The sequence below is a fragment of the Streptomyces sp. NPDC057137 genome (genome assembly GCF_042670825.1).
Taxonomy (GTDB): Bacteria; Actinomycetota; Actinomycetes; order Streptomycetales; family Streptomycetaceae; genus Streptomyces.
Genome location: NZ_JBHUUW010000052.1, coordinates 1 through 19,707 on the forward strand (window position 1 = coordinate 1; position 19,707 = coordinate 19,707).

19 protein-coding genes and 1 pseudogene are annotated in these 19,707 nt (G+C 71.5%); 10 read left to right on the forward strand and 10 right to left on the reverse strand.

Translation table 11 applies throughout. From position 1 onward, the window contains the following. Positions 1 to 186: 186 nt before the first annotated feature. The gene (locus tag ACFT9I_RS30170) at positions 187 to 1,014 is read left to right on the forward strand and encodes an SGNH/GDSL hydrolase family protein (RefSeq protein ID WP_382569437.1); all 828 of its coding nucleotides are present in this window, start codon (positions 187 to 189) and stop codon (positions 1,012 to 1,014) included. Between the two features lies 1 nt (position 1,015). Here the strand turns inward: ACFT9I_RS30170 and ACFT9I_RS30175 are convergent, their stop codons facing one another. From ACFT9I_RS30175 to ACFT9I_RS30200, 6 genes are all read right to left on the reverse strand, one after another. After that, on the reverse strand, positions 1,016 to 1,915 hold the full coding sequence (locus tag ACFT9I_RS30175; protein ID WP_382569439.1) for an STM4011 family radical SAM protein: 900 nt from the start codon (positions 1,913 to 1,915) through the stop codon (positions 1,016 to 1,018). Between the two features lie 7 nt (positions 1,916 to 1,922). Continuing rightward, a complete protein-coding gene (locus ACFT9I_RS30180; protein WP_382569440.1) occupies positions 1,923 to 3,299 on the reverse strand; it encodes an STM4012 family radical SAM protein in 1,377 nt (458 codons plus the stop codon). Next, positions 3,299 to 4,108 (reverse strand): STM4013/SEN3800 family hydrolase, encoded by an 810-nt coding sequence (locus tag ACFT9I_RS30185; protein WP_382569523.1) that lies wholly within the window; start codon positions 4,106 to 4,108, stop codon positions 3,299 to 3,301. The genes ACFT9I_RS30180 and ACFT9I_RS30185 overlap by 1 nt, the downstream gene beginning before the upstream one ends. An 85-nt stretch (positions 4,109 to 4,193) precedes the next feature. Further along, the gene (locus ACFT9I_RS30190) at positions 4,194 to 5,342 is read right to left on the reverse strand and encodes an STM4014 family protein (protein ID WP_382569442.1); all 1,149 of its coding nucleotides are present in this window, start codon (positions 5,340 to 5,342) and stop codon (positions 4,194 to 4,196) included. Beyond that, the gene (locus ACFT9I_RS30195; RefSeq protein WP_382569444.1) at positions 5,323 to 6,297 is read right to left on the reverse strand and encodes an STM4015 family protein; all 975 of its coding nucleotides are present in this window, start codon (positions 6,295 to 6,297) and stop codon (positions 5,323 to 5,325) included. Before ACFT9I_RS30195 ends, ACFT9I_RS30190 begins: the two co-directional genes overlap by 20 nt. Then, positions 6,294 to 7,241, reverse strand: coding sequence for an STM4015 family protein (locus ACFT9I_RS30200; protein ID WP_382569445.1), 948 nt, complete (start codon positions 7,239 to 7,241; stop codon positions 6,294 to 6,296). Before ACFT9I_RS30200 ends, ACFT9I_RS30195 begins: the two co-directional genes overlap by 4 nt. A 169-nt stretch (positions 7,242 to 7,410) precedes the next feature. Here ACFT9I_RS30200 and ACFT9I_RS30205 point away from each other — a divergent pair, with 169 nt between their 5' ends. Together ACFT9I_RS30205 and ACFT9I_RS30210 are read left to right on the forward strand one after the other, a co-directional pair. Continuing rightward, complete coding sequence (locus tag ACFT9I_RS30205) at positions 7,411 to 7,740, forward strand: hypothetical protein (protein WP_382569447.1); 330 nt, start codon at positions 7,411 to 7,413, stop codon at positions 7,738 to 7,740. A gap of 136 nt (positions 7,741 to 7,876) precedes the next feature. Next, positions 7,877 to 8,878, forward strand: a complete 1,002-nt coding sequence (locus tag ACFT9I_RS30210; protein ID WP_382569449.1) for a DUF6745 domain-containing protein — start codon at positions 7,877 to 7,879, stop codon at positions 8,876 to 8,878. Positions 8,879 to 8,933: 55 nt separating this feature from the next. Here the strand turns inward: ACFT9I_RS30210 and ACFT9I_RS30215 are convergent, their stop codons facing one another. From ACFT9I_RS30215 to ACFT9I_RS30225, 3 genes are all read right to left on the reverse strand, one after another. Next, on the reverse strand, positions 8,934 to 9,815 hold the full coding sequence (locus ACFT9I_RS30215; RefSeq protein WP_382569525.1) for a carbohydrate kinase family protein: 882 nt from the start codon (positions 9,813 to 9,815) through the stop codon (positions 8,934 to 8,936). Between the two features lie 175 nt (positions 9,816 to 9,990). Further along, the gene (locus ACFT9I_RS30220) at positions 9,991 to 10,614 is read right to left on the reverse strand and encodes a TetR/AcrR family transcriptional regulator (protein WP_382569450.1); all 624 of its coding nucleotides are present in this window, start codon (positions 10,612 to 10,614) and stop codon (positions 9,991 to 9,993) included. Positions 10,615 to 10,684: 70 nt separating this feature from the next. Further along, positions 10,685 to 11,866 carry a Glu/Leu/Phe/Val dehydrogenase dimerization domain-containing protein gene (locus ACFT9I_RS30225; protein ID WP_382569452.1) on the reverse strand — a complete coding sequence of 394 codons (1,182 nt, stop codon included), beginning with the start codon at positions 11,864 to 11,866 and terminating at the stop codon, positions 10,685 to 10,687. Positions 11,867 to 12,178: 312 nt separating this feature from the next. Between ACFT9I_RS30225 and ACFT9I_RS30230 the strand changes: the two genes are divergently transcribed. After that, the gene (locus ACFT9I_RS30230; protein ID WP_382569527.1) at positions 12,179 to 13,441 is read left to right on the forward strand and encodes an MBL fold metallo-hydrolase; all 1,263 of its coding nucleotides are present in this window, start codon (positions 12,179 to 12,181) and stop codon (positions 13,439 to 13,441) included. A gap of 69 nt (positions 13,442 to 13,510) precedes the next feature. On the opposite strand, the gene ACFT9I_RS30235 is transcribed toward ACFT9I_RS30230, so the two are convergent. Beyond that, a complete protein-coding gene (locus ACFT9I_RS30235) occupies positions 13,511 to 14,302 on the reverse strand; it encodes a DeoR/GlpR family DNA-binding transcription regulator (RefSeq protein WP_382569454.1) in 792 nt (263 codons plus the stop codon). Between the two features lie 138 nt (positions 14,303 to 14,440). Here ACFT9I_RS30235 and ACFT9I_RS30240 point away from each other — a divergent pair, with 138 nt between their 5' ends. The 6 genes and pseudogenes from ACFT9I_RS30240 (at position 14,441) to ACFT9I_RS30265 (ending at position 19,706) form a co-directional block, all read left to right on the forward strand. After that, positions 14,441 to 15,331 (forward strand): SIS domain-containing protein, encoded by an 891-nt coding sequence (locus ACFT9I_RS30240; RefSeq protein ID WP_382569456.1) that lies wholly within the window; start codon positions 14,441 to 14,443, stop codon positions 15,329 to 15,331. A gap of 314 nt (positions 15,332 to 15,645) precedes the next feature. Next, a complete protein-coding gene (locus ACFT9I_RS30245; protein ID WP_382569458.1) occupies positions 15,646 to 17,655 on the forward strand; it encodes an ATP-binding protein in 2,010 nt (669 codons plus the stop codon). Between the two features lie 12 nt (positions 17,656 to 17,667). Continuing rightward, on the forward strand, positions 17,668 to 18,105 hold the full coding sequence (locus ACFT9I_RS30250; protein ID WP_382569460.1) for a roadblock/LC7 domain-containing protein: 438 nt from the start codon (positions 17,668 to 17,670) through the stop codon (positions 18,103 to 18,105). Between the two features lie 2 nt (positions 18,106 to 18,107). Next, complete coding sequence (locus ACFT9I_RS30255; RefSeq protein ID WP_382569462.1) at positions 18,108 to 18,479, forward strand: DUF742 domain-containing protein; 372 nt, start codon at positions 18,108 to 18,110, stop codon at positions 18,477 to 18,479. Beyond that, positions 18,457 to 19,038, forward strand: a pseudogene (locus ACFT9I_RS30260) (ATP/GTP-binding protein); the annotation flags it as partial. The gene ACFT9I_RS30255 and the pseudogene ACFT9I_RS30260, both read left to right, overlap by 23 nt. A 140-nt stretch (positions 19,039 to 19,178) precedes the next feature. Beyond that, positions 19,179 to 19,706, forward strand: a complete 528-nt coding sequence (locus tag ACFT9I_RS30265) for a GAF domain-containing protein (protein ID WP_382569464.1) — start codon at positions 19,179 to 19,181, stop codon at positions 19,704 to 19,706. The last annotated feature ends 1 nt before the right edge of the window (position 19,707 follow it).

A 19,707-nucleotide genomic window follows, 5' to 3' on the forward strand; every position in this document is an offset into this window, starting at 1 on the left:
TTTTTGTTGGGGGTTTTTTGGGTTTTTTTGGGTGGCGGTTTTTGGGGTTTGGTGGTTGATGTGTGCCGGCCAACGACCTTTCCCGTATTCCGGCTTGAACGAATTTTGACCGGTGGTGTTTCTCACCGGCGTCAACACCTCCTTACGGTCGCGTAGGTCACATACGCGGGTGAATGATGTTCAGCTGTGGCTGACGATTCGAGATCAAAAACCAGAAGTGCCTTCGGGTCGTACGCCGCCATCGGTGACAGCTTCACCGAGGGCGTCGGCGATCCCGGGCCGGGCGGAATCTATGTCGGCTGGGCGGACCGGCTCGCCGTACTGCTCGCCGACCGGACACCGGACGGGGCGGCCGTCGCCGACCCCGACCACGGTTCGTTCCGGTACGCCAATCTCGCTGTACGGGGACGGCTGCTCGACCAGATCGTGGCCGAGCAGATCCCGCGCGCCAAGGAACTCGCCCCCGACCTGGTGACGTTCTGCGCCGGCGGCAACGACATCATCCGGCCAGGCAGCGACCCCGACGACGTCGCGGAACGCTTCGAACGGGCACTGGCCGACCTGACGAGCGCGGTCGGCACCGTCATGGTCCCCACCGGGTTCGACACCCGGGGCGTGCCGGTGCTGCGCCATCTGCGCGGCAAGATAGCCACGTTCACCGCCCACGTCCGCTCCATCGCGGACCGCTACGACTGCCCGGTCCTGGACCTGTGGTCGCTCAAGTCGGTCCAGGACAGACGCGCCTGGAACGGCGACCGGCTGCACCTGTCACCGGAGGGCCACACCCGCGTGGCACTGCGCGCGGCCCAGGTCCTCGGCCTCGACGTCCCTGTCAGCCCCGACCAGCCGTGGCCGCCGCTGCCTCCCCGCGGCGCGCTGGAGGTGCGCCGCGACGACATGCAGTGGGCGCGCGAATACCTGGTCCCCTGGATCGGCCGCCGCCTCCGCGGCGAGTCCTCGGGCGACCACACGGTCGCCAAACGCCCGGACCTGCTGCCGCTGGTGCGGCACTGAGTCACCGACCGGGGCGGTGAAGTGCGGGTGCCAGGAGCGGAATCGGTCCCACGGGCGCCGCCGCGGCCGGTATCCGTTCCAGGACGCCGCCCGCGAAGACGTCGTACAGCGGCAGTGTCTCCAGGTGGACGTAGCCGATGTGGCAGTCGCAGACCGCGAGCGGGCACGCGCGGGGTTGCAGGGCGGCGCGGTACGAGCCGTCGTAGAGGTTGCCCAGCTCCGCGGGGACGAAGTGGCAGCGGCGGACCGTGCCTTCGCCGTCCACCGAGATCACCGATTCGCCCGTACGGCACGGGAGGCCGGCCGAGCGGTGGGGGTGGCGGCTGTACGGGAACAGGGGGTCGACCGACGTCCAGTCGGCGGCCTCCGCGTCCGAATAGGCGCGTCCCTCCGCCGCGTTGACCCACAGATAGACATGGTCAGGGAGATCGGCGCGGAGGCGGCGGGCCTGGTCGAGGTGGTCGGGGAAGCCGACGACGCCCACGCTGAAGCGGATGCCCGCGGTGCCCAGCTCCCGGCACTTGGTGAGGAAGCGGTCGTACGGTGTCTGGCCGGGGTGGTACGTGCACCACAGGGCCAGCTTCGCCGGGTCGGCGGCCTTCAGCCAGTCCGTACGGCAGCTGAGGTTCGTCTGGATGGCCACCCGCGCGACATGGGGGAGATGGGAGAGGTCGGTGAGCGCCCGCCGGTACCAGGAGCGGGTGAGGCCCTCGCCCCACGGGGTGAACAGGACCGACAACCGGTCGTCCGTCCGCTCCGCTGCCCACGCCGTGAAGCGCGCCAGCGCGGCCCGGTCCGCGCGCAACTGCTCCGTGCTGTCGCGGCGCTTGGCGAACGGGCAGTACGGACAGTCGTAGTCGCAGGAGGCGAGCGGGCCTCGGTAGAGGATCGTCAGGTCCACGTCTGCCTCACTTCAGTTCGTACGAGGCCATCGCGGCCCGGACGGCGGGGGAGAACAGGGCCGGGCCCAGCGCGTCCGAGTGGGCGAGACCTTCCGGCGAGAGGCGCAGCAGACCGGGCCCGGCGTCCGTGTCGAGCCAGCCGAGGCCGGCGAAGCGGTCCAGCTCGACGGGGAAGTCGTCGTCGGGGCGGCTGCCGAACCGTGTCCGGTAGTCGTCCACCGCCATGCCCTCGGCCTGGAGCAGCGACTGGAGGAGGTGGCGGCGGCGCGCTTCGTCCGTGTCGACCGCGCGGCCCACCTCGGCGCGGGAGAAGTCCTCGGTGGTCGTGTAGGCGTCGATGATGTTCCGGATCTCGCGCATGCCGACCGCGTAGTCGAAGGAGTAGTGCAGGTCCGAGGTGTAGGAGCGGGCGCCGCAGCCGAGGCCGATCATGCCGTCGGTCTGGCACGCGTAGTCGTCCGCCCCTTCGCGCGGCGCGCCGGGGAGGCGGAACATGCGCATCGACACCTGCTCGTAGCCCTGCGCGAGGAGATGGTCCCTGCCCTGGCGGTACAACTCCAGCCGCTGGGCGTCCCAGTCGGCCTCACTGGGATGCGCGCGCCGCCCGAGCGGGGTCAGCGGCCGGGCATACAGCGGGTAGAGATACAGCTCCTCGGGCCGCCAGGCGAGCGCCGCGTCGAGCGAGAGCCGCCACGACCGCGGGGTCTGACCGTCGATGCCGTAGATGAGGTCGATGTTGAGGACCGGGATCCGCGCGTCCCGGATCCGGCCGAGGGCGGCCTCGACGTCGGAGCGGCGCTGCGGGCGGACCGCCGCCTTCGCCTCCTCCTCGACGAAGCTCTGCACGCCGATGCTCAACCGGGTGGCACCGCGGTCGGCCAGCACCGACAGCCGGTCGGCCGTGGCGGTCGACGGCGACGTCTCCACGGAGAGCGGAACGGCCCGCAGATCGGCGCCCATCCGCTTCTCGGCGATGTCGCACAGCCGCTCCAGCTCGCCGGCGGTCAGGAAGGTGGGCGTGCCGCCGCCGAAGGCCGCGGCTGCGAAGCGCACCCCATCGCCGTCCCTGCTGTCGTCGCCGTCGCCGTCGCCGTGGAGCGCGTCGGCCACGGCGGTCGCTTGCCGGTCCAGCGCGTCCAGATAACGCGTCGTCAGCTCGTCGGGCGCGCCGATCCGCGTGAAGAGGTTGCAGAAGCCGCAGCGGACCTCGCAGAACGGTATGTGCAGATAGAGCGAGAGCGCGTCCTTGCGTTCACCGGCCCACAGCTCACGCAGGGCCGGCCGGTCGGCCAGCGGGCGGTACGCGGTCTTGTGCGGATAGGCGTAGACGTAACTCTCGTACGGGCGCGGGGCGGCGGTGGTCATGGCGGTCGTGTCGGTCATCAGGGTGCCCCTGGTTCCAGGAAGAAATGGGCGTACGGCACGGTCCAGACGGACTCGTGGCCCAGGCGGTGGCCCGTCCAGCCGTCGTCTCCGTAGGCCGTGCCGTGGTCGGAACAGACGATCGTGAAGCAGCGGCGCCGGCTGCTCGCCGCCGCGAACAGCCGGCCGATGTGCCGGTCGACGTATTCGAGCGCGGCGGCGTGCGTCTGCCGCGAGTCACCCGCCTCACGGGTGGCGCCGGGCAGATGGAACCAGTTCGGCTGGTGCAGCGACGGCACATTGACGAAGAGGAACAGCCGCTGCCCGGCGGGCAGTTCGGCCACGACCCGCTCCGCGCGGGCCACCTGCGACTCGAACGACGTCGGTGACGCGACGCCGAACTCCGGCTCCCAGTGGCTCTCCTGGAACATCCCGGGCAGTACGGAACCGAGCGCGCCCCGCTTGTTGAAGAAGCCGACACCCCCGATGCACACCGTCCGGTACCCGGCGTCCGCGAGACCCGACACGAGGTCGGGCGTGTCGAAGACGAACGTCCTGTCGGCCGTCGACTCGCTCCCCTCGAACCGTGCCGCGAACAGCCGCGGATGCGGTCCCGGCGCGGCGGGCGTCGGCAGGAACCCGGCGAACATCGCCTGGTGCGAGGCGTAGGTGAAGCTGCCGGGAGCGTGCCGCTCCTCCCAGCGCCCGCCGGGGAGATGGCGGGCGAGATTCGGCAGTCGGCCCGCCGCGGCCAGCTCGGCGGCCACGTCGTACCGCAGCGTGTCGAGGGTGACCAGCAACAGGTCGTCGTGGCCCACGACGCGACTCATGTCGGGCAGCCCCGCACCCGCCGTCCCGGAACCTGGCACATCAGCACCCATGACCTCGACACCCGGGACACCGGACCCCGTCATCTCAGAGGCGTGCACGGTGCTCCCCTCCCACGCCCGCCCGCAGAGCCGCGAGCTGCGCCCCGTACGTGTCCAGGCCCTCCGCGCCGCTGCCCGGCAGTCCGGTGAGACCGGGCAGCAGATCGCCGAAGGCGTTGACCTCGCCGACGGCGAAGCGGCGCCAGCCGGTCGACGGCAGCAGGTCCACCCCCACGCAGTGCGTGCCGGGGAAGCAGGCCGCGGCCCGCTCGCAGATCTCCAGGGCGGCGCCCCAACTCGCCCCGCCGCCCGCCGCTTCGGTCGCCGCCCGCACCGCGTTCAGATCGCCGCGTGCCCCGCCGAGATGCAGGTTGGTCATGGGCGACGAACTCGTCCGTACGACAGCGTGTGTCGCGCGTCCCGCGACGACCACCACCCGCAGGTCGGCCGCCCGGCCGTGCTGTGTGGCCTTCGGCAGCCACCGCTCGAGATGCAGCCCGTCCGGGGCCAGCGCGTCGACGATCGCCGCCACCTCGGGCTCGGTGGTCAGCCGCCGTACCCGCAGCGAGTTGAACAGCCGCCCCGCCGCGTCGCGTTCGACCGAGGTCGTCGCGCGCACCCGGCCGGGACCCGCGATCTCGACGGCCAGCACTCCGGAGGCCGAGGAGCCATGAGCGATCTTGACGAACGCCCGGCGCATGCCGGGCTCGCCCATCAGCGCGCGTACGTCGTCCCAGCCACGCACGGGCGGGGCGCCGGGCCCCGAGGTCGGCGACGGCGGTACGGGTACGGAGGCCAGGTCCAGCACCCCGTGGCACAGCCGCTTGTCGAACAGCACCGCCAACTCGTCCGGGTCGTCCAGGAGATGAGCCCCCGCGTCCCGTACGGCACGGCCCAACTCGCGTACGGCGGAGGTGAACCGCTCGTACCAGACCGCGGTGCCCTCGACCCGCGTCGGATCGGCAGCGCCACGCAACAGCCGCTCCACCGCCGCGTCCTCGCCCGGTGACTCGACCCGTACGACCTCACCGCGCCGGAACTCGGCACGCCCGCCCAGCACATCGAGCCAGGCCACCTCACGGGCCGGCGGCAGGCCCGCCGCCCCGACCGCTTCCTGGAACAGCCGGACCCGGCGGTTGGCGGGATTGCCGACGACCGCCAGGCGCGGCTCGCCGCTACTCGGAGACGGCGACATAACGCCAGTCGTCGTCTTCGTCGATGTCGTCGGCCGGCTCCAGCTTCACCCGCACACCGTGCGGCTCCAGAGCCTCCCGGATCCGCCCGGTCCAGTCCGCCGACATGAAGTGGTGGTCCAGGTCCAGCTCTTCGAGGTGGGTGAGCGGCTGGCCGGCGAGGAGCGCCTCGGCGCCCTCGTCGCCGAGCGTGCCCATGGACAGCGCCAGTGATTCGAGCCCGGCCACGACCGGCGCCGAGGCCACTGCGCCGACGATCTCGTCCTGGAGCTCGCTGTTCTGGAGCCCCAGATGGCGCAGCCGCGGGAATCGGCCGCCGTCGAGGAAGGGCGCCAGATCGGCGACGGTGGCGCTGCCGCCGTACTCGGAGACGCCCAGCCACAGCTCCAGATGCTCCAGCGCGGGCAGCTCGCTCGCGCCGACGGCGCGGACGACGGAGCCCGGCAGCCCGCCCGATTCGAGACGCAGCACGCGCAGATGCTCGTGCTTCACCGGCCGCAGTCGCAGATCACCGTCGTCGTACGTGTCGCCGCAGCCCTGCGCACCGAACTCCTCAAGCAGTGGGAACGCCTCGATCGCCGGGGTGACGTCGGTCATCCGCAGCCAGGAGATCTCGCACCGCTCGCCGTCCACGTCCGCAAGGAACAGCCCGCGCAGAGCGGGGAACCGTGCCGCGTCGGCGATGATCAGCTCCATGGCGGGGGCCAGCCCCGAGTAGTCGCCGGTCCACCACGGACCGATGACCAGCGCGCGCACGCGCTCGGTGTCCACGACGTCCGTGAACCGCTGCCACACCCTGGCGAAAGTCCACTGCTCGTCATACCCGCAGTCGAGCCGCCAGGCGACGGCGTCGGGCTCGGGCAGCGCCCCCGGCGCCGGGACCTCGTCGAGGGGGAGGGTGAAGAAGGGCAGTCCGTAGAGCTGCTCGAAGGGGTTGATCTCGACAGCGTCGCTCATTCCGCCACCGCCGTGTAGCGCGACTCGTCGTCCCTCGCGGACTCGCACTCCGAGAGGTCCACGACCACACCGGCCGGCTCCAGCGCCGCGCGGATCCGCTCCCGCATCGGCTCGCTCACGTAGTGGTGGTGCAGATCGAGCTTCTTGAGGTGGGTGAGCGGCTGACCGCCGAGCAGCGCCTCGGCGCCGTCGTCGCCGAGAGTGCCCATCGACAGGTCGAGCGTCTCCAGCCGCGCCACGACCGGCGCTCCCGCCAGCGCCGCCGCGATGTCGTCCTGAATCTCGCTGTTGCGCAGCGCCAGTGACTTCAGTGCGGGCAGCCGCGCTCCGGTGAGGAAGGGATCCAGGTCCGCCACGATCGTGTTCGCGCCGTACCAGGACACGCCCAGCCAGATGTCCAGATGTTCGAGCGCGGGCAGTTCGGCCGCGCCGATGTTCCGCACGACGTCGGCGTCGAGACCGCCGGTCTCGACGGTCAGCGACCGGAGCCCCTCGTGCTTGATGCCGGTCATGTTCAGCTCTTGGCCGCCGCGCACCCCGAACGAGCGCAGCTGCGGGAGTGCGTTGATCAGCGGCGCCATGGCCGTCTGGTTGATCCATGAGATCTCGCACTCCTCGTAGGTGATGTCACCCACGAACAGCGCCCTGAGAGAGGGGAATTGGTCCCTCGCCGTGACGATGGCCTCGATCACCTTCTCGGGAGAGGTGTCGTAGGCATCGCTCCACGAGCCGACTATCAGCGCGCGGACCTCGGTGGTGTCGACGGCCTTGACGAAGCGGGCGAACGCCGACTCCCACTCCTCCTCGCTGTCGTACGCCGGGACGCTCACGCGCCAGGCCACCGACCCGGCGTCGGGGAACTTCGCCTTCCCTTCGGCTTCGGCGTCGGGGAAGTCGAACGCGGGCAGGCCGTCCAACTCCTGCATGTTGTTCGAAACGGTCATGGCGAGTGCTCCAGACACCGGGCGTCGGCGTTGATCGGCTTGTTGCTGAGAGAAGTTGTAACAGGCCCCACTGACAAGCCCGGTTCGGGGGCGGAGGCCGTTGTCAGACCCACGGTCTAGCGTCGTTCACAGGTCGGCGCACTCGGCGCCGCCGGTCGAGGGGAGAGCCATGTACCGGCAGGGAGACGTGCTCATCGTGCCCGTCGCGGACGAGAGTGTGCCGTCCGGGATCGCCGAGGCGCGGAGCGAGCCGAGGGACGCGCGGGGCCGCCTCGTCCTGGCGCTCGGTGAGGTCACGGGACACGCCCACGCGGTGACGGGCCCCGGCCTGCTCGTCCGGGAGACGGGCGGCGAGTTCGGGCCGATGCTGCTGCATCTGCCGGAGGGCGGCCGGGTGGTGCACGAGGAGCACGCGGCGATCCCGCTGCCCAAGGGGTGGTTTCGCGTGGTGCGCCAGCGCGAGTACTTGCCGGGTGCGGTGCGCGTCGTCGCCGACTGAGCGGCGACGACCGACGGCAGGGCAGGGCAGTTCGCGGTAGACGGCAGTACGAAACAGACGGCAGTACGCGGTGCACGGCAGTTCGCGGTACACGGTGGTACACGGGACAGTGACGACAGGGGACGGGGCTTCAGACATGCAGCATGTGGACAAGTGGCGGGGCGTCGCGGCGGCGACGGGGGCGGCCGACCGGCCGGCGGCCGAGGCGGGAATACGGCTCGCCTACCGCACGGCGGGACTGACCGAGCCGGCGCGGATCATCTGGGCGGACTCCCCGCTCGCCGGACTCGCCGCCGTCCGGTCCCTCACGGATCAGGGCAGATCGGTCCGTGAGGAGGTCCGCACCAAGCCGTGGGCGGAGGAACGGCGGCGTATCCACGACGAGTTGGGCCCGGCGGGCTGGGCCGAGTGGTGGAGTGCCACCGGCGCCCGGCTCTGGGACACCACCCGCGCGCTCGCCGAGCGGATCCGCTCCGGCATCACCGAAACACTCGGCACGGAGGCGGCCGACCTTCCCGCGACACGTCAGCTGCTGCTCGACGCGGTCCTCGGTCAGCACGACGCCGCCTGGCTCGCCGCCTTCGACGGTCGCGGCGACCGGCTCACGGGACTCGCCGAGGTGGCGGCCCACGCCGGCTGGTGGTGGCCGTACGAGAACGTGACGGTGGTCTGCGAACGCCCCGTGGAACTGCACCGTGACGAGGCCGGACGCCTCGACCGCGGTGACGGCCCGGCCCTCGCCTACCCGGACGGCTTCGCTCTCTACGCGTGGCGCGGCATGCCCGTCCCGGCCGACTTCCTCGCCGAACTCACCTCGCTCGACCCGGCGCGGATCCGCGCCGAGGAGAACGCCGAACTGCGCCGCGTGATGCTGGAGCACTACGGCTACGACCGCTATCTCACCGAGTCCGACGCCAAGCCGATGGGCAAGGACGAGACCGGCATCCTCTGGCGGATAGCGCTCGAAGGCGACGAGGACGTCGTGATGGTCGAGGTCGTCAACTCCACCCCCGAACCCGACGGCACGAGCCGCACCTACTGGCTGCGGGTGCCGCCGGGGACGCGTACCGCCAAGGAGGGCGTGGCCTGGACGTTCGGCCTGGGCGCCGACGAGTACGAACCGATGAGGCAGACCTGACCGGTTGGGATTCCGGGCCTGTCCTCGGTCGTCGATCGTCCGGACAGGCCACGAATCACCCCTGGCGGGACAGCAGCGCGTCGGCGCCGATCAGCGACGAGCTGCCCTCCACCGTGCAGGCGTAGGCGCCCGCGACCGCGCCGAGGCGCGCGCAGTCGTCCAGATCCCGCCCGGCCAGCCGCCCGTACAGAAAACCGGCGACATACGCGTCGCCCGCGCCGTTGGAGTCCACCACCGGTGCGGGCGGGACGGTCGCCGGGATCGGCCGGGGGGTACGGCTGCCCTCGCGGGTCAGCAGATACGAGCCGCCGGCGCCCGCCGTGGCCACCACCGCCTGCGCCCTGCCCTCGCGCAGGATCTCCCGCATCACCGGCGCTATCCGCTCGCGCGCGCCGGCGGCGCTGAGGAAGACCAGATCCGCGCGGTAGGCGAACTCCCGGTGGTAGGCGTTCACCCCGTCCCAGTCGTGCAGGTCGGTCGAGACCGGGACGCCCTCTTCGATGATGTCGTCGAACAGATACCGGGTGAAGTTCGTGATCGACACATGGACATGGCGGGCCCGCTTCAGGTGCGGCAGGTAGAACTCGCGCGGCATCCGCAGGTCGTCCGGATCGCGCGCGTCGTGGAAGGACATCCTTCGGCCGGTCTTCTCGACGAGATTGACCGCGCGACGGGTGCCGGCGGGCGAGATCATCCCTTCGAAGTCCACGCCGCCCTTGGCGAGATGCTCGCGGACCTGACCGCCCGTCCAGTCGTCACCGATGAAGTCGAGAAATTTGACGTTCAGTCCGAGGGCATGACAGCCCAGGGCCACATTGCCGCCGGTCTGTCCCGGCCATTCGCGGATCGGCCCGACACCGACCGAGTCAGCGAGCGGGACGGGGAGTGAGTCGACACGGACCACGGTGTCGACGCCGCTGCCGCCGAGGACGAGCACGTCATGGCTCGGTTCGCCTTCCGGACCGGCCCCCGGCCCATCGCGATCGACGTCCGGATGTTCGGTCTGCTGCTGAGCCACAGTCTCCACCTTAGTGCCGGATTCCGGATGTCCGCCTCAGTATGGCCGTGGTGGCGCGGGCCGGAGGCGGGTGTCCATCACCCGGCGGGACCGGTCATGACGGGCCTTCGGCGGTGAGTGCCGCCGTGTCGATGCCCAGTTCCCGCGCCAGCGCCTCGTCCGACCACTCCAGCAGGGTGGCGCGGGTGAGCGATCCCGCGTACGACGTCATCTGCACCGCGAGACCGTCCAGCAGCGCCGTCAGCCGCCAGGCCGTCGCGACCGGGTCGGCGCAACGGAACTCACCGGCGTCCACGCCCTCGGTGATGACGGCCGCGAGCGCGGCCTTCCACTGCTGGTCGAGTTCGCTGGCCACCTCGTGGAGCGCGGGCTCGCGCGGCGCCGCCGCCCATCCCTCGATCCACAGCCGCCACCCCTTGGCCTCGCCGGTCGGCGCGTACCAGCGGGTCGCGGCGTGCAGCCGGGACAGCGCGCCGGTACGGCGGCCGAGCAACTCCCGCAACTGCGCGAGATCTTCCTCGGCGGCGTGCCGGAAGGCCGCGGCGAGAAGCTTCTCCTTCGTGGAGAAGTGGTACAGCACCAGGGCGTTGCTCACCCCGAGGACGGCGGCGACGTCGGCGATGCGCACGGCGGCCACCCCCCGTGCCTGGATCTGCTCGACGGCGGCGCGCAGCAGGTCCTCGCGCCGCTCCTCCACACTCAGCCGTACTCTCGCCACAACTGAACCCTAACCCCAGCCGGTTGACACGTACCGCCTGCCTGTACACCGGCGATCACGTACCCGCCGGTCAGCGGTAGTGCCCGAACCGTTCGGCGATCAGGGGCAGTCGATCGGCGGCGATCGCGTGCGCGGCGGCTCTCGGAGTCGTACGCCCGGCTTCCGCGCGTTCCAGCATCAGCTCCGTCAGCGCGCGCATGGAGCGCCGCGTGTGGGCGAAGGCCTCGTCCGCGTCGGGGCCGATGTCGCCGAAGAGGGTCCACCACCACCAGGCGTTCGTGGCGGAGTTGACGACGACGTCCGGCAGTACCGTGATCCCGCGCGCGGCCAGCAGTTCCTCCGCGTCGGCCAGGACAGGCATGTTCGCCGCCTCGACGATCCAACGGGCCGTGACACGGGCCTGGTTGGTGGCGTCGATCGCGTACGACACGGCCGCGGGCACCAGGATCTCGGCGTCCGCCGACAGCCAGGCGTCGCCCGGCAGTTCGCGGTCGCCGGGCCGCAGCACCGCGCGGTCCACCGTCCCGAACGCGTCACGCGCGGCCAGAAGCGACTCGACGTCCAGGCCCTCCGGACAGGCGACGGTCCCCTTGACGTCCGCGACGGCCACGACCGTGAGTCCGGCCCGGACGAGGAACCGGGCCGTCGCCCCGCCCATGGTCCCCAGCCCCTGCACCGCGACCCGTGTCCCCTCGTACGGCACCCCCGCCCGGTCGAGCGCGGTGAGCGCGGACTCGGCCACTCCGCAGCCGCCGGCCAGTTCGTCCAGGCCGATGCCGTCGACGTCCACGGCGAAGGCGTCGGCGAGCCGCCGCCGCGCGGCCGCCTCGTCGTCGAGGAGCGGATGGATCGCCTGGATGGTCGAGACGAGCCCCGCCTCGGCGGCGGCCCTGTCGACCAGGTCCTGGGTCAGCCCCAGGTCCTCGCCCATGGTCCAGACGGTCTCGATGTACGGCCGTACGGCGCGCAGGTAGCGGACGAGGATGCCGTACGCCGCCGGGTCCCGGGGATCGCAGTCGATACCGCCCTTGGCGCCGCCGAGCGGGATGTAGCGCGCCGACGGGTCGTCGTTGTAGTGCAGGGCCTCTTTCATGGTCATGCCACGGGCCAGCCCGGTCACCTCGTCGAGCGAGCAGCCGTCGCGCATCCGCAGTCCACCGCTGGAGACGCCGCGCACCAGCCGGTCGACGACCAGATACCCCTCGCGGCCGGTCACATGGTCGCTCCAGGTCAGCGATATCAGGGGGGACAAGGGTGCCTCCGGGTGCCGTAACCGAATCCGTAACTGAATGGACGGTCAGTATCGGGAGCGGGGTGCACGGCTGTCAAAGACGTCACCGGGTGACTGTCGGGGGACCGTCCGCATGGCCGGATCTCGCCCGTCGGCGGCCGGGTGCGGGAATCCGGGAGATCGTCCGCACGTTGCACGAAGGTGCCACGGACGGCGCAGCCGGCGTGGCACCCGGGTCATGGAAACGGCTCATAATGTGATGAACCCGAACCTTCAGGAGATGCAGTGAACGGCGCCGGCACCCCACCCTCACTCCGCTCCCGGCTGCGCGCGATGCGGTCCGAGGCCTTCGGGGCCGACTCGGCCGGCAAGCGCCTGGAGCGGATCCACAACTCCCCGAACTTCGCCGACGGTGTGTTCCAGAATCCCGAGGGCACCGCCAGAATCAGACCCTCCGGCTCCATGCTGGAGATGTCGAAGGTCTACCTCAGCAAGGAGGCGCGCGTCCGGCGGGCGCCCGCCACTCCGATCCCCGTTCACCAGGACACCTTGGCGGACCTCGCCGTACCTCCCGCCTCCGGGCTGCGGCTGACCTGGATGGGTCACTCCAGCGTCCTCGCCGAGATCGACGGCCGGCGCGTGCTCTTCGACCCGGTCTGGGGCGAGCGCTGCTCCCCCTTCTCCTTCGCCGGACCGAAGCGGCTGCACCCCGTGCCCGTCTCGCTCGCCGCACTCGGGCCGGTGGACGTCGTCGTCATCTCGCACGACCACTACGACCACCTCGATCTGCCGACGATCAAGGGCCTCGCCTCCACGAACACCATCTTCGCCGTGCCGCTGGGCGTCGGCGCGCACCTGGAGCGCTGGGGCGTTCCCGCCGCCCGCCTGCGCGAGCTGGACTGGAACGAGACGGCGGAGGTCGCGGGCATCTCGTTCACCGCGACACCCGCCCGGCACTTCTGCGGCCGTGGCCTGCGCAACCAGCAGCACACCCTCTGGGCGTCCTGGGCCGTCGCGGGACCTGAGCACCGGATCTACCACAGCGGCGACACCGGCTACTTCTCCGGCTTCCGTGACATCGGCGCGGCGCACGGCCCCTTCGACGCCACGATGATCCAGATCGGCGCCTACAGCGAATACTGGCCGGACATCCACATGACCCCGGCCGAGGGTCTGCGGGCGCACGTCGACCTCCAGCAGGGCAGCCCGTCCGGTGTGATGCTGCCGATCCACTGGGGCACGTTCAACCTGGCCCCGCACCCGTGGTCCGAGCCCGGCGAGGGCACGGTCACCGCGGCGGCGGAGGCGGGCGTACGGATCGCGCTGCCGCGTCCGGGCGAGTCCTACGAGCCGACGCTGACCGACAGCATCCCCGGCACCCCGTGGTGGCGCTCCGTCGCCGTCGCACCGGTCGACGGCTGGCCGGAGGCGGTACCGGCCGGGGACAAGGCGTCCGTCTCGGCGACGGCCACGGCGACGGCTTCGGCCTCCGGCGCGGAGCCGGGCAAGGCGGACCAGGCGCCGGGCACCGGCGGCACGACCGGCCCCGGTGCGGGCTCCGCCGGGACGGCACCCTCCGCGCAGAGCGCGCCGTAACGCCAGGTCCGCCAGGTTCGCCGGGTCTTCCGGGCTCGGGGGGCCTTCCGGGCTCGGCGGGCCGAGCGCTCAGACCTGGACCACCGTGACGCCGCGATCCTCGAACAGCTTCGCCTGTTCGGGGGCGCCGGTGTCCGTGATCAGTGTGTCGATGGCGTCCGTCGGGCAGATCCGGGCGAACGCCGGCGTGCCCAGCTTCGAGCTGTCCGCCACCACCACGAGCCTGCGCGCCCGTGCGGCGAGGAGCGCGTTGATGCTCGCCTCGTGCTCGCTGTGCGCACTCGCCCCCGCCTCCGCGTCGACGGCGTCGGCGCCGATGAAGGCGATGTCCAGGCTCACCTCGCCCAGGATGTGCCGGGCCAGCGGCCCCACCAGCTCGTACGACTGCGGCATGGCCACCCCGCCCGTGGTCACGATCTTGATGTGCGGGCGCACGGCCAGTTCATGCGCGATGTTCAGCGCGTTCGTCACCAGGGTCACGGCGGGCTCGCCGCCCCGGTGCGGCATGTCGGCCAGATCGGGCCGCGTGGCGACGGCCCGCGCGACCTCGGCCGTCGTGGTACCGCCGTTGAGCCCGATCACCATGCCCCGGTCCACCAGCGCGGCGGCGGCGCGGCCGATGCGCTGCTTCTCCGCCGACCGCCCCACCGACTTGTAGCGCGGCGGCAGCCCGTACGAGACGGAGTGCGCCACCGCCCCGCCCCGGGTGCGGGTGAGCAACTGCTGCTCGGCGAGATGGTCGAGGTCCCTGCGTACGGTCGCCGCCGACACGGACAGCTCGGCGGCGACGTCGTCGACGTCCAGCCGGCCCCGCTCGGCGAGCAGTTCGAGCAGGGTGTTGTGCCGTTCGTACCGGTCCACCGCATCTCCTTCGTCACGCCTCGGATCATTCAAGCACCTCCCAGCCTGGAAGAGTCTGCTTGAAGATGCTTGAAAGTCTGCTCTAACATGCACGAACAAGCATTCCTGATGCGGTGAGATCGAGAGTGGAGAGCCGACGTGACGTTTGTCCAGACGGAACTGGCCAGCCAGCCCGCGAGCTGGAGCCGGGCGGCGGAGCTGGCCGACGGCCTGCGCGGCTCGGGCCGGCTGCCCGAGGCCGGTGAGCGCACGGCCGTCGTCGGCTGTGGCACCTCGTACTACATGGCCCAGGCGTACGCGGCGCTGAGGGAGGGCGCCGGGCAGGGTGAGACCGACGCCTTCGCCGCCTCCGAGTTCCCGGCGGGCCGTCGCTACGACCGCGTCGTGGCGCTGACCCGGTCAGGCACCACCACGGAGGTCCTTCAACTGCTGGCCGCCGCCCGCGGTACGGCCCGTACGACCGCGATCACCGCGGACCCCGAGACGCCGATCCGTTCGGCCGCCGACGACCTGGTCGTGCTCGACTTCGCCGACGAACAGTCCGTCGTGCAGACCCGGTTCGCCACCACGGCGCTCACCCTCCTCCGCGCCCACCTCGGGCTGCACACCGCGTCGGTGGTCGCCGACGGGGAGCGGGCCGTGGCGGAGCCGCTGCCCGAAGGGGTCACCGACTGCTCGCAGTTCACCTTCCTCGGGCAGGGCTGGACCGTCGGGCTCGCCAACGAGGGCGCGCTCAAGATGCGGGAGGCGGCGCTCGCCTGGACGGAGTCGTACCCCGCCATGGAGTACCGGCACGGCCCCATCAGCATCACCACCGAGGGCACGGCGACCTGGCTGCTCGGGCCCGCGCCCGACGGGCTCGCCGAGCAGGTCGGCGCGACCGGCGGGCTGTGGGTGGCCGGTGAACTCGACCCGCTGGCCGAACTCGTACGGATCCAGCGCCTCGCCCTCGCGCTCGCCGACGCGCGCGGTCTCGACCCGGACCGGCCGCGCCACCTCACCCGCTCGGTGATCCTCGCCGGGGAGTAGGGGAGTGGCCGAGACCCCCGTCGTACGGGGGTGTGAGGCGGGGGCGTGAGGCGGACGAGGGCCGGAGACGTGGGCAACCGCTCCGGCCCTCAGGGTGATTGCACTGTTTCGGACTGTTGTGCGATGGCTCATACCAGAGCGGGATGCTCTGTGGGCAAGTTCGGCAACTGCCCGCCACAACTGACTATTCGCCAACTACCGTGAGTGCTCGGTGATCAACGCTGGGCTTCTTACGCATGTCCGCCCGCCGCCACACACCGACGACACCGCCGCAGAACACCTGATGCCTGGGGCCCCACGTACCGAGGACACTGATGTCTCAACTTCGCGCACCCACCGCGCGACCCGATCGCCGAGAAGGCGGCCGGCACGGCCGGCCGGGCACTCGCGCGCCCTCGGCCAAGGCGTCGCCCGCCAAGGGCCCGCCCACACCAGGGCCCGACGCGCCGGCGCCGCCCGAAGCCCGGATACGCCCCCAACTCCTGCGCGCCGCCGTGCTGCCGACCGTCATAGCCACGCTCAGCGGCCTGCTCGCCCTGCTCGTCACCATCCGCTCCGGCGGAGTGCGGCCGACCCCCGAGATCTGGGCCGCCGTCGTCGGTTCGGTGCTCATCGGCGTCGTCGCGGCCACCGCCGCCGCCGTCGGGGCCGACCGCGCCTCGAAATCCGTGATCGACCGCAGCAACGCGCTGCGCCGGTCGAGCGCCCGCGCCCAGGCCGACCTGCGCGGCGTCGTGGAACAGCTCCGCCGCGGCGAGGGACCGCCGCCGCGCCGCGCACCCGTGGTGCACGCCCCCGTCGGCGACGAACTCGACCTGCTCGCCCAGGAACTGGGGCGGTCCCAGGAGCACGCGGTCGCCGCCGTCGTCCAGGCGTCCCGGCTGTCGAGCAGCGTCGGCAACGAACAGAAGGTCGAGGTCTTCGTCAACCTCGCCCGCAGACTCCAGTCACTCGTGCACCGGGAGATCCAGCTCCTGGACGAACTGGAGAACAAGGTCGAGGATCCGGACCTGCTGAAAGGTCTCTTCCAGGTCGACCATCTCGCCACCCGCATCCGCAGGCACGCCGAGAACCTCGCCGTACTCGGCGGAGCCATCTCGCGCCGCCAGTGGAGCCGGCCGGTCACCCTGACCGAGGTGCTGCGCTCCGCCATCGCCGAGGTGGAGCAGTACCCACGCGTCAAACTCGTGCCGCCGATCAACGGCACCCTGCGCGGCCACGCCGTCGCCGACGTCGTCCACCTGCTGGCCGAACTGGTCGAGAACGCCACGCTGTTCTCCGCGCCGCACACCCAAGTCCTGCTCCGGGCCCAGCAGGTCACCTCCGGGCTGGCCATCGAGGTCGAGGACCGCGGGCTCGGCATGCCCGCCGACGAGCAGAAGCGGATGAACGCGCTGCTCGCCGACCCCGACCAGGTCAACGTCGCCCATCTCCTCCAGGACGGCCGGATCGGGCTGTTCGTGGTGTCGGCCCTCGCCCGCCGGCACGGCATCGCCGTCCGGCTGCACGCCAACATCTACGGCGGAATCCAGGCCGTACTGGTGCTGCCGCGGGCGCTGTTGGGCGCAGAGGACGGCGAAGGCCCGCAGCAGGTCGGCCAGGCGGGGCAGGCCGCTCCGGGAGTGCCCCTGACGGGGAACGCGCCCACGCCCGGACCCACGGCCGGACCGGGGACCGTACCCGAGCCCGTACCCCTCCCCGTCCAGGAAGCGGTCCCGCCACCGACGCCGCCGCCCGTACCTGTACAGGTGTACGAGGCGGGGCCCGGCCCCGTAACGGAAGAGACCCGGCAGCCGTATCCCCAGCAGCCCCGAGGGCAACGCTCCCACCGGCGGACCTCGGGACGCCGGCCGCTGCCCGTACGCGGTGAGCGCGCCGCGCGTACCAGCTCGATCTCGCGGCCCCGGCCGCCCGAGCCGGAACAAACCCCGCAGCCGGACGGCCCTCCGCAGCCCGAGTTCCTGCCCGAGTTCCTTCCCGTGTCGGACCCGTCCTCGGACTACTCCGCACCCGGCGTCGTGCGCGGCACCATGGACCGGCCCCAACTGCCCAAGCGCCGCAGCCAGGAGCACCTCGTCCCCCAACTGCGGGACGCCCCCGCCCCGCCGGGCGATGACGAACCGGTTCTGCACGATCCCGGTCTGATGGCCGCCTTCCAGCGCGGCATCGGCCTCGCGGAGGCCCAGCCCGCCAGGGACCCCGGGCCCGATCCCACCCCAACCCCCGCCGCAGTCCCAGCTCCCGCCCCCAGTCCCGCGCCCATTCCCGCGCCCGTGACGGGCCTGCCGGATCAGCGACGCCAAGACCCGGACAACCCCCACTAGGAGTAGATCACCATGGCGAGCGATGCGCCGACAGGCCACGTCTCCGACCTCGACTGGCTGCTCAGCGGCCTGGTCCAACGGGTGCCGTACACCCGCAGCGCGGTACTTCTCTCCTCCGACGGACTCGTCAGATCCGTCCACGGCCTCGACCCGGACAGCGCCGACCACATGGCCGCTCTCGCCTCCGGCCTCTACTCGCTCGGCCGCAGCGCCGGTGCGCGCTTCGGCGACACCAGCGAGGTCCGCCAGGTGGTGGTCGAGCTGGACTCCACCCTGCTCTTCGTCTCGACAGCGGGCTCGGGCACCTGCCTGGCCGTGCTGGCCGGCCGCGAGGCGGACGCCGCCGTCCTCGGCTACGAGATGGCGATGCTGGTCAAGAGCGTCAGGCCCTACCTGGCGACGCCGGTCAGGCAGGCGGCCGGCACCACATCGAGCGTCACGGGGCCGTGAACGTGACGGTCCCGACGGACGGGCCGTGGCTGGACGACGCCGCGGGCCGGCTCATCCGCCCGTACACGGTCAGCGGCGGCCGTACCCGCCCGACGGCGGAGCTGGATCTGATGTCGCTGGTCATGGCCACGGGCGCCGCGAGCCAGATGTATTTCGGCCCCGAGCACAGCGAGGCGCTCGGCCTCTGCCAGGGGCCGACGTCGGTGGCGGAGATCGCCGGACATCTGCGGCTGCCCGCCGTCGTCACAAAGATTCTGCTCTCCGACCTGATGGACAGCGGCGCGGTCACCGTGCGGCCACCGCACAACTTCGACAATCCCAGCGACTGTTCCCTTCTGGAGGCAGTACTCGATGGTCTACGACGACAGCTCTGACTCCTTTCCCACCCCCTTTCCCACCGCGCTCAAGGTCCTGGTGGCGGGTGGCTTCGGGGTGGGCAAGACGACATTCGTGGGATCGGTCAGCGAGATCGCGCCGCTGAGCACCGAGGAACTGCTGACGCAGGTCGGGGCGGAGACGGACGATCTGACGGGCGTCGAGCTGAAGACCTCGACCACCGTCGCCATGGACTTCGGCCGGATAACTCTCGACGAGCGCCATGTGCTCTATCTCTTCGGCACTCCCGGCCAGGAACGCTTCTGGTTCATGTGGGACGAACTCTGCCGGGGCGCACTCGGCGCGATCGTCCTCGCCGACACGCGGCGGCTGGAGAACTCCTTCTCCGCCGTGGACTTCTTCGAGCAGCGCGGCATCGGATTCATCGTCGCGGTCAACGAGTTCGACGGCAGCTTCCGTTACGACCCGGAGGAGGTACGGGCGGCGATCGACCTCCGGCCGGAGGTGCCCGTCGTGATATGCGACGCGCGCATCGCCAGCTCCGGGATCCAGACGCTGGTCACCCTCGTCCAGCACCTGCTCACCGCCGTTCCGGCCGGCGGCGCCGCCGAAACCGCCGCTGAGGCCGCCGGGGACAGCGCAGTCGGTACCGCCGTCGAGAGCAACGCCGTTGACAACAACGCCGTCGACAGCAACGCCGTCGCGAGCGGCGTCGGCCCGGACGACGGGGGCGCGTTATGAGGTACGACCCCATCGGTCGGCTGCTCCTCACCCCCGTCGACCGGGACGCGCCCGACCGAGTACGGCGGCTGCGTCTGCTCGGGCTCGGCGAGTGGCCCGAGCCCGCCTTCGACGCCTTCGCGCTGCATCTCGCCCAACTCGCGGGCACGCCGTACTCGATGGTCAACTTCGTCGACGAGGAACGGCAGTTCTACGCCGGGCTGCACACCCCGGCCCCCGAGACGGGCCGCTTCAGGGACCGGGACCACGGCTACTGCCCCCATGTGGTGGTACGGCGCAAGGCTCTCGTCCTGGAGGACGTACGCGACTTCCCGCGCTTCGCCGGCAACGCCATGGTCGACGAGACCGGCCTGCGTTCCTATCTGGGCGTGCCGCTCATCGACCGCACCGGTATCGCGCTCGGCACCGTGTGCGTCATCGACACCCAGCCCCGGCAGTGGGGGAGAGCCGGGCTGGAGACCGTCAAGTCGCTGGCCGCGGAGCTGTCCGAGCAACTGCACCGGAGGGAGGACGGCGGCATCTGAG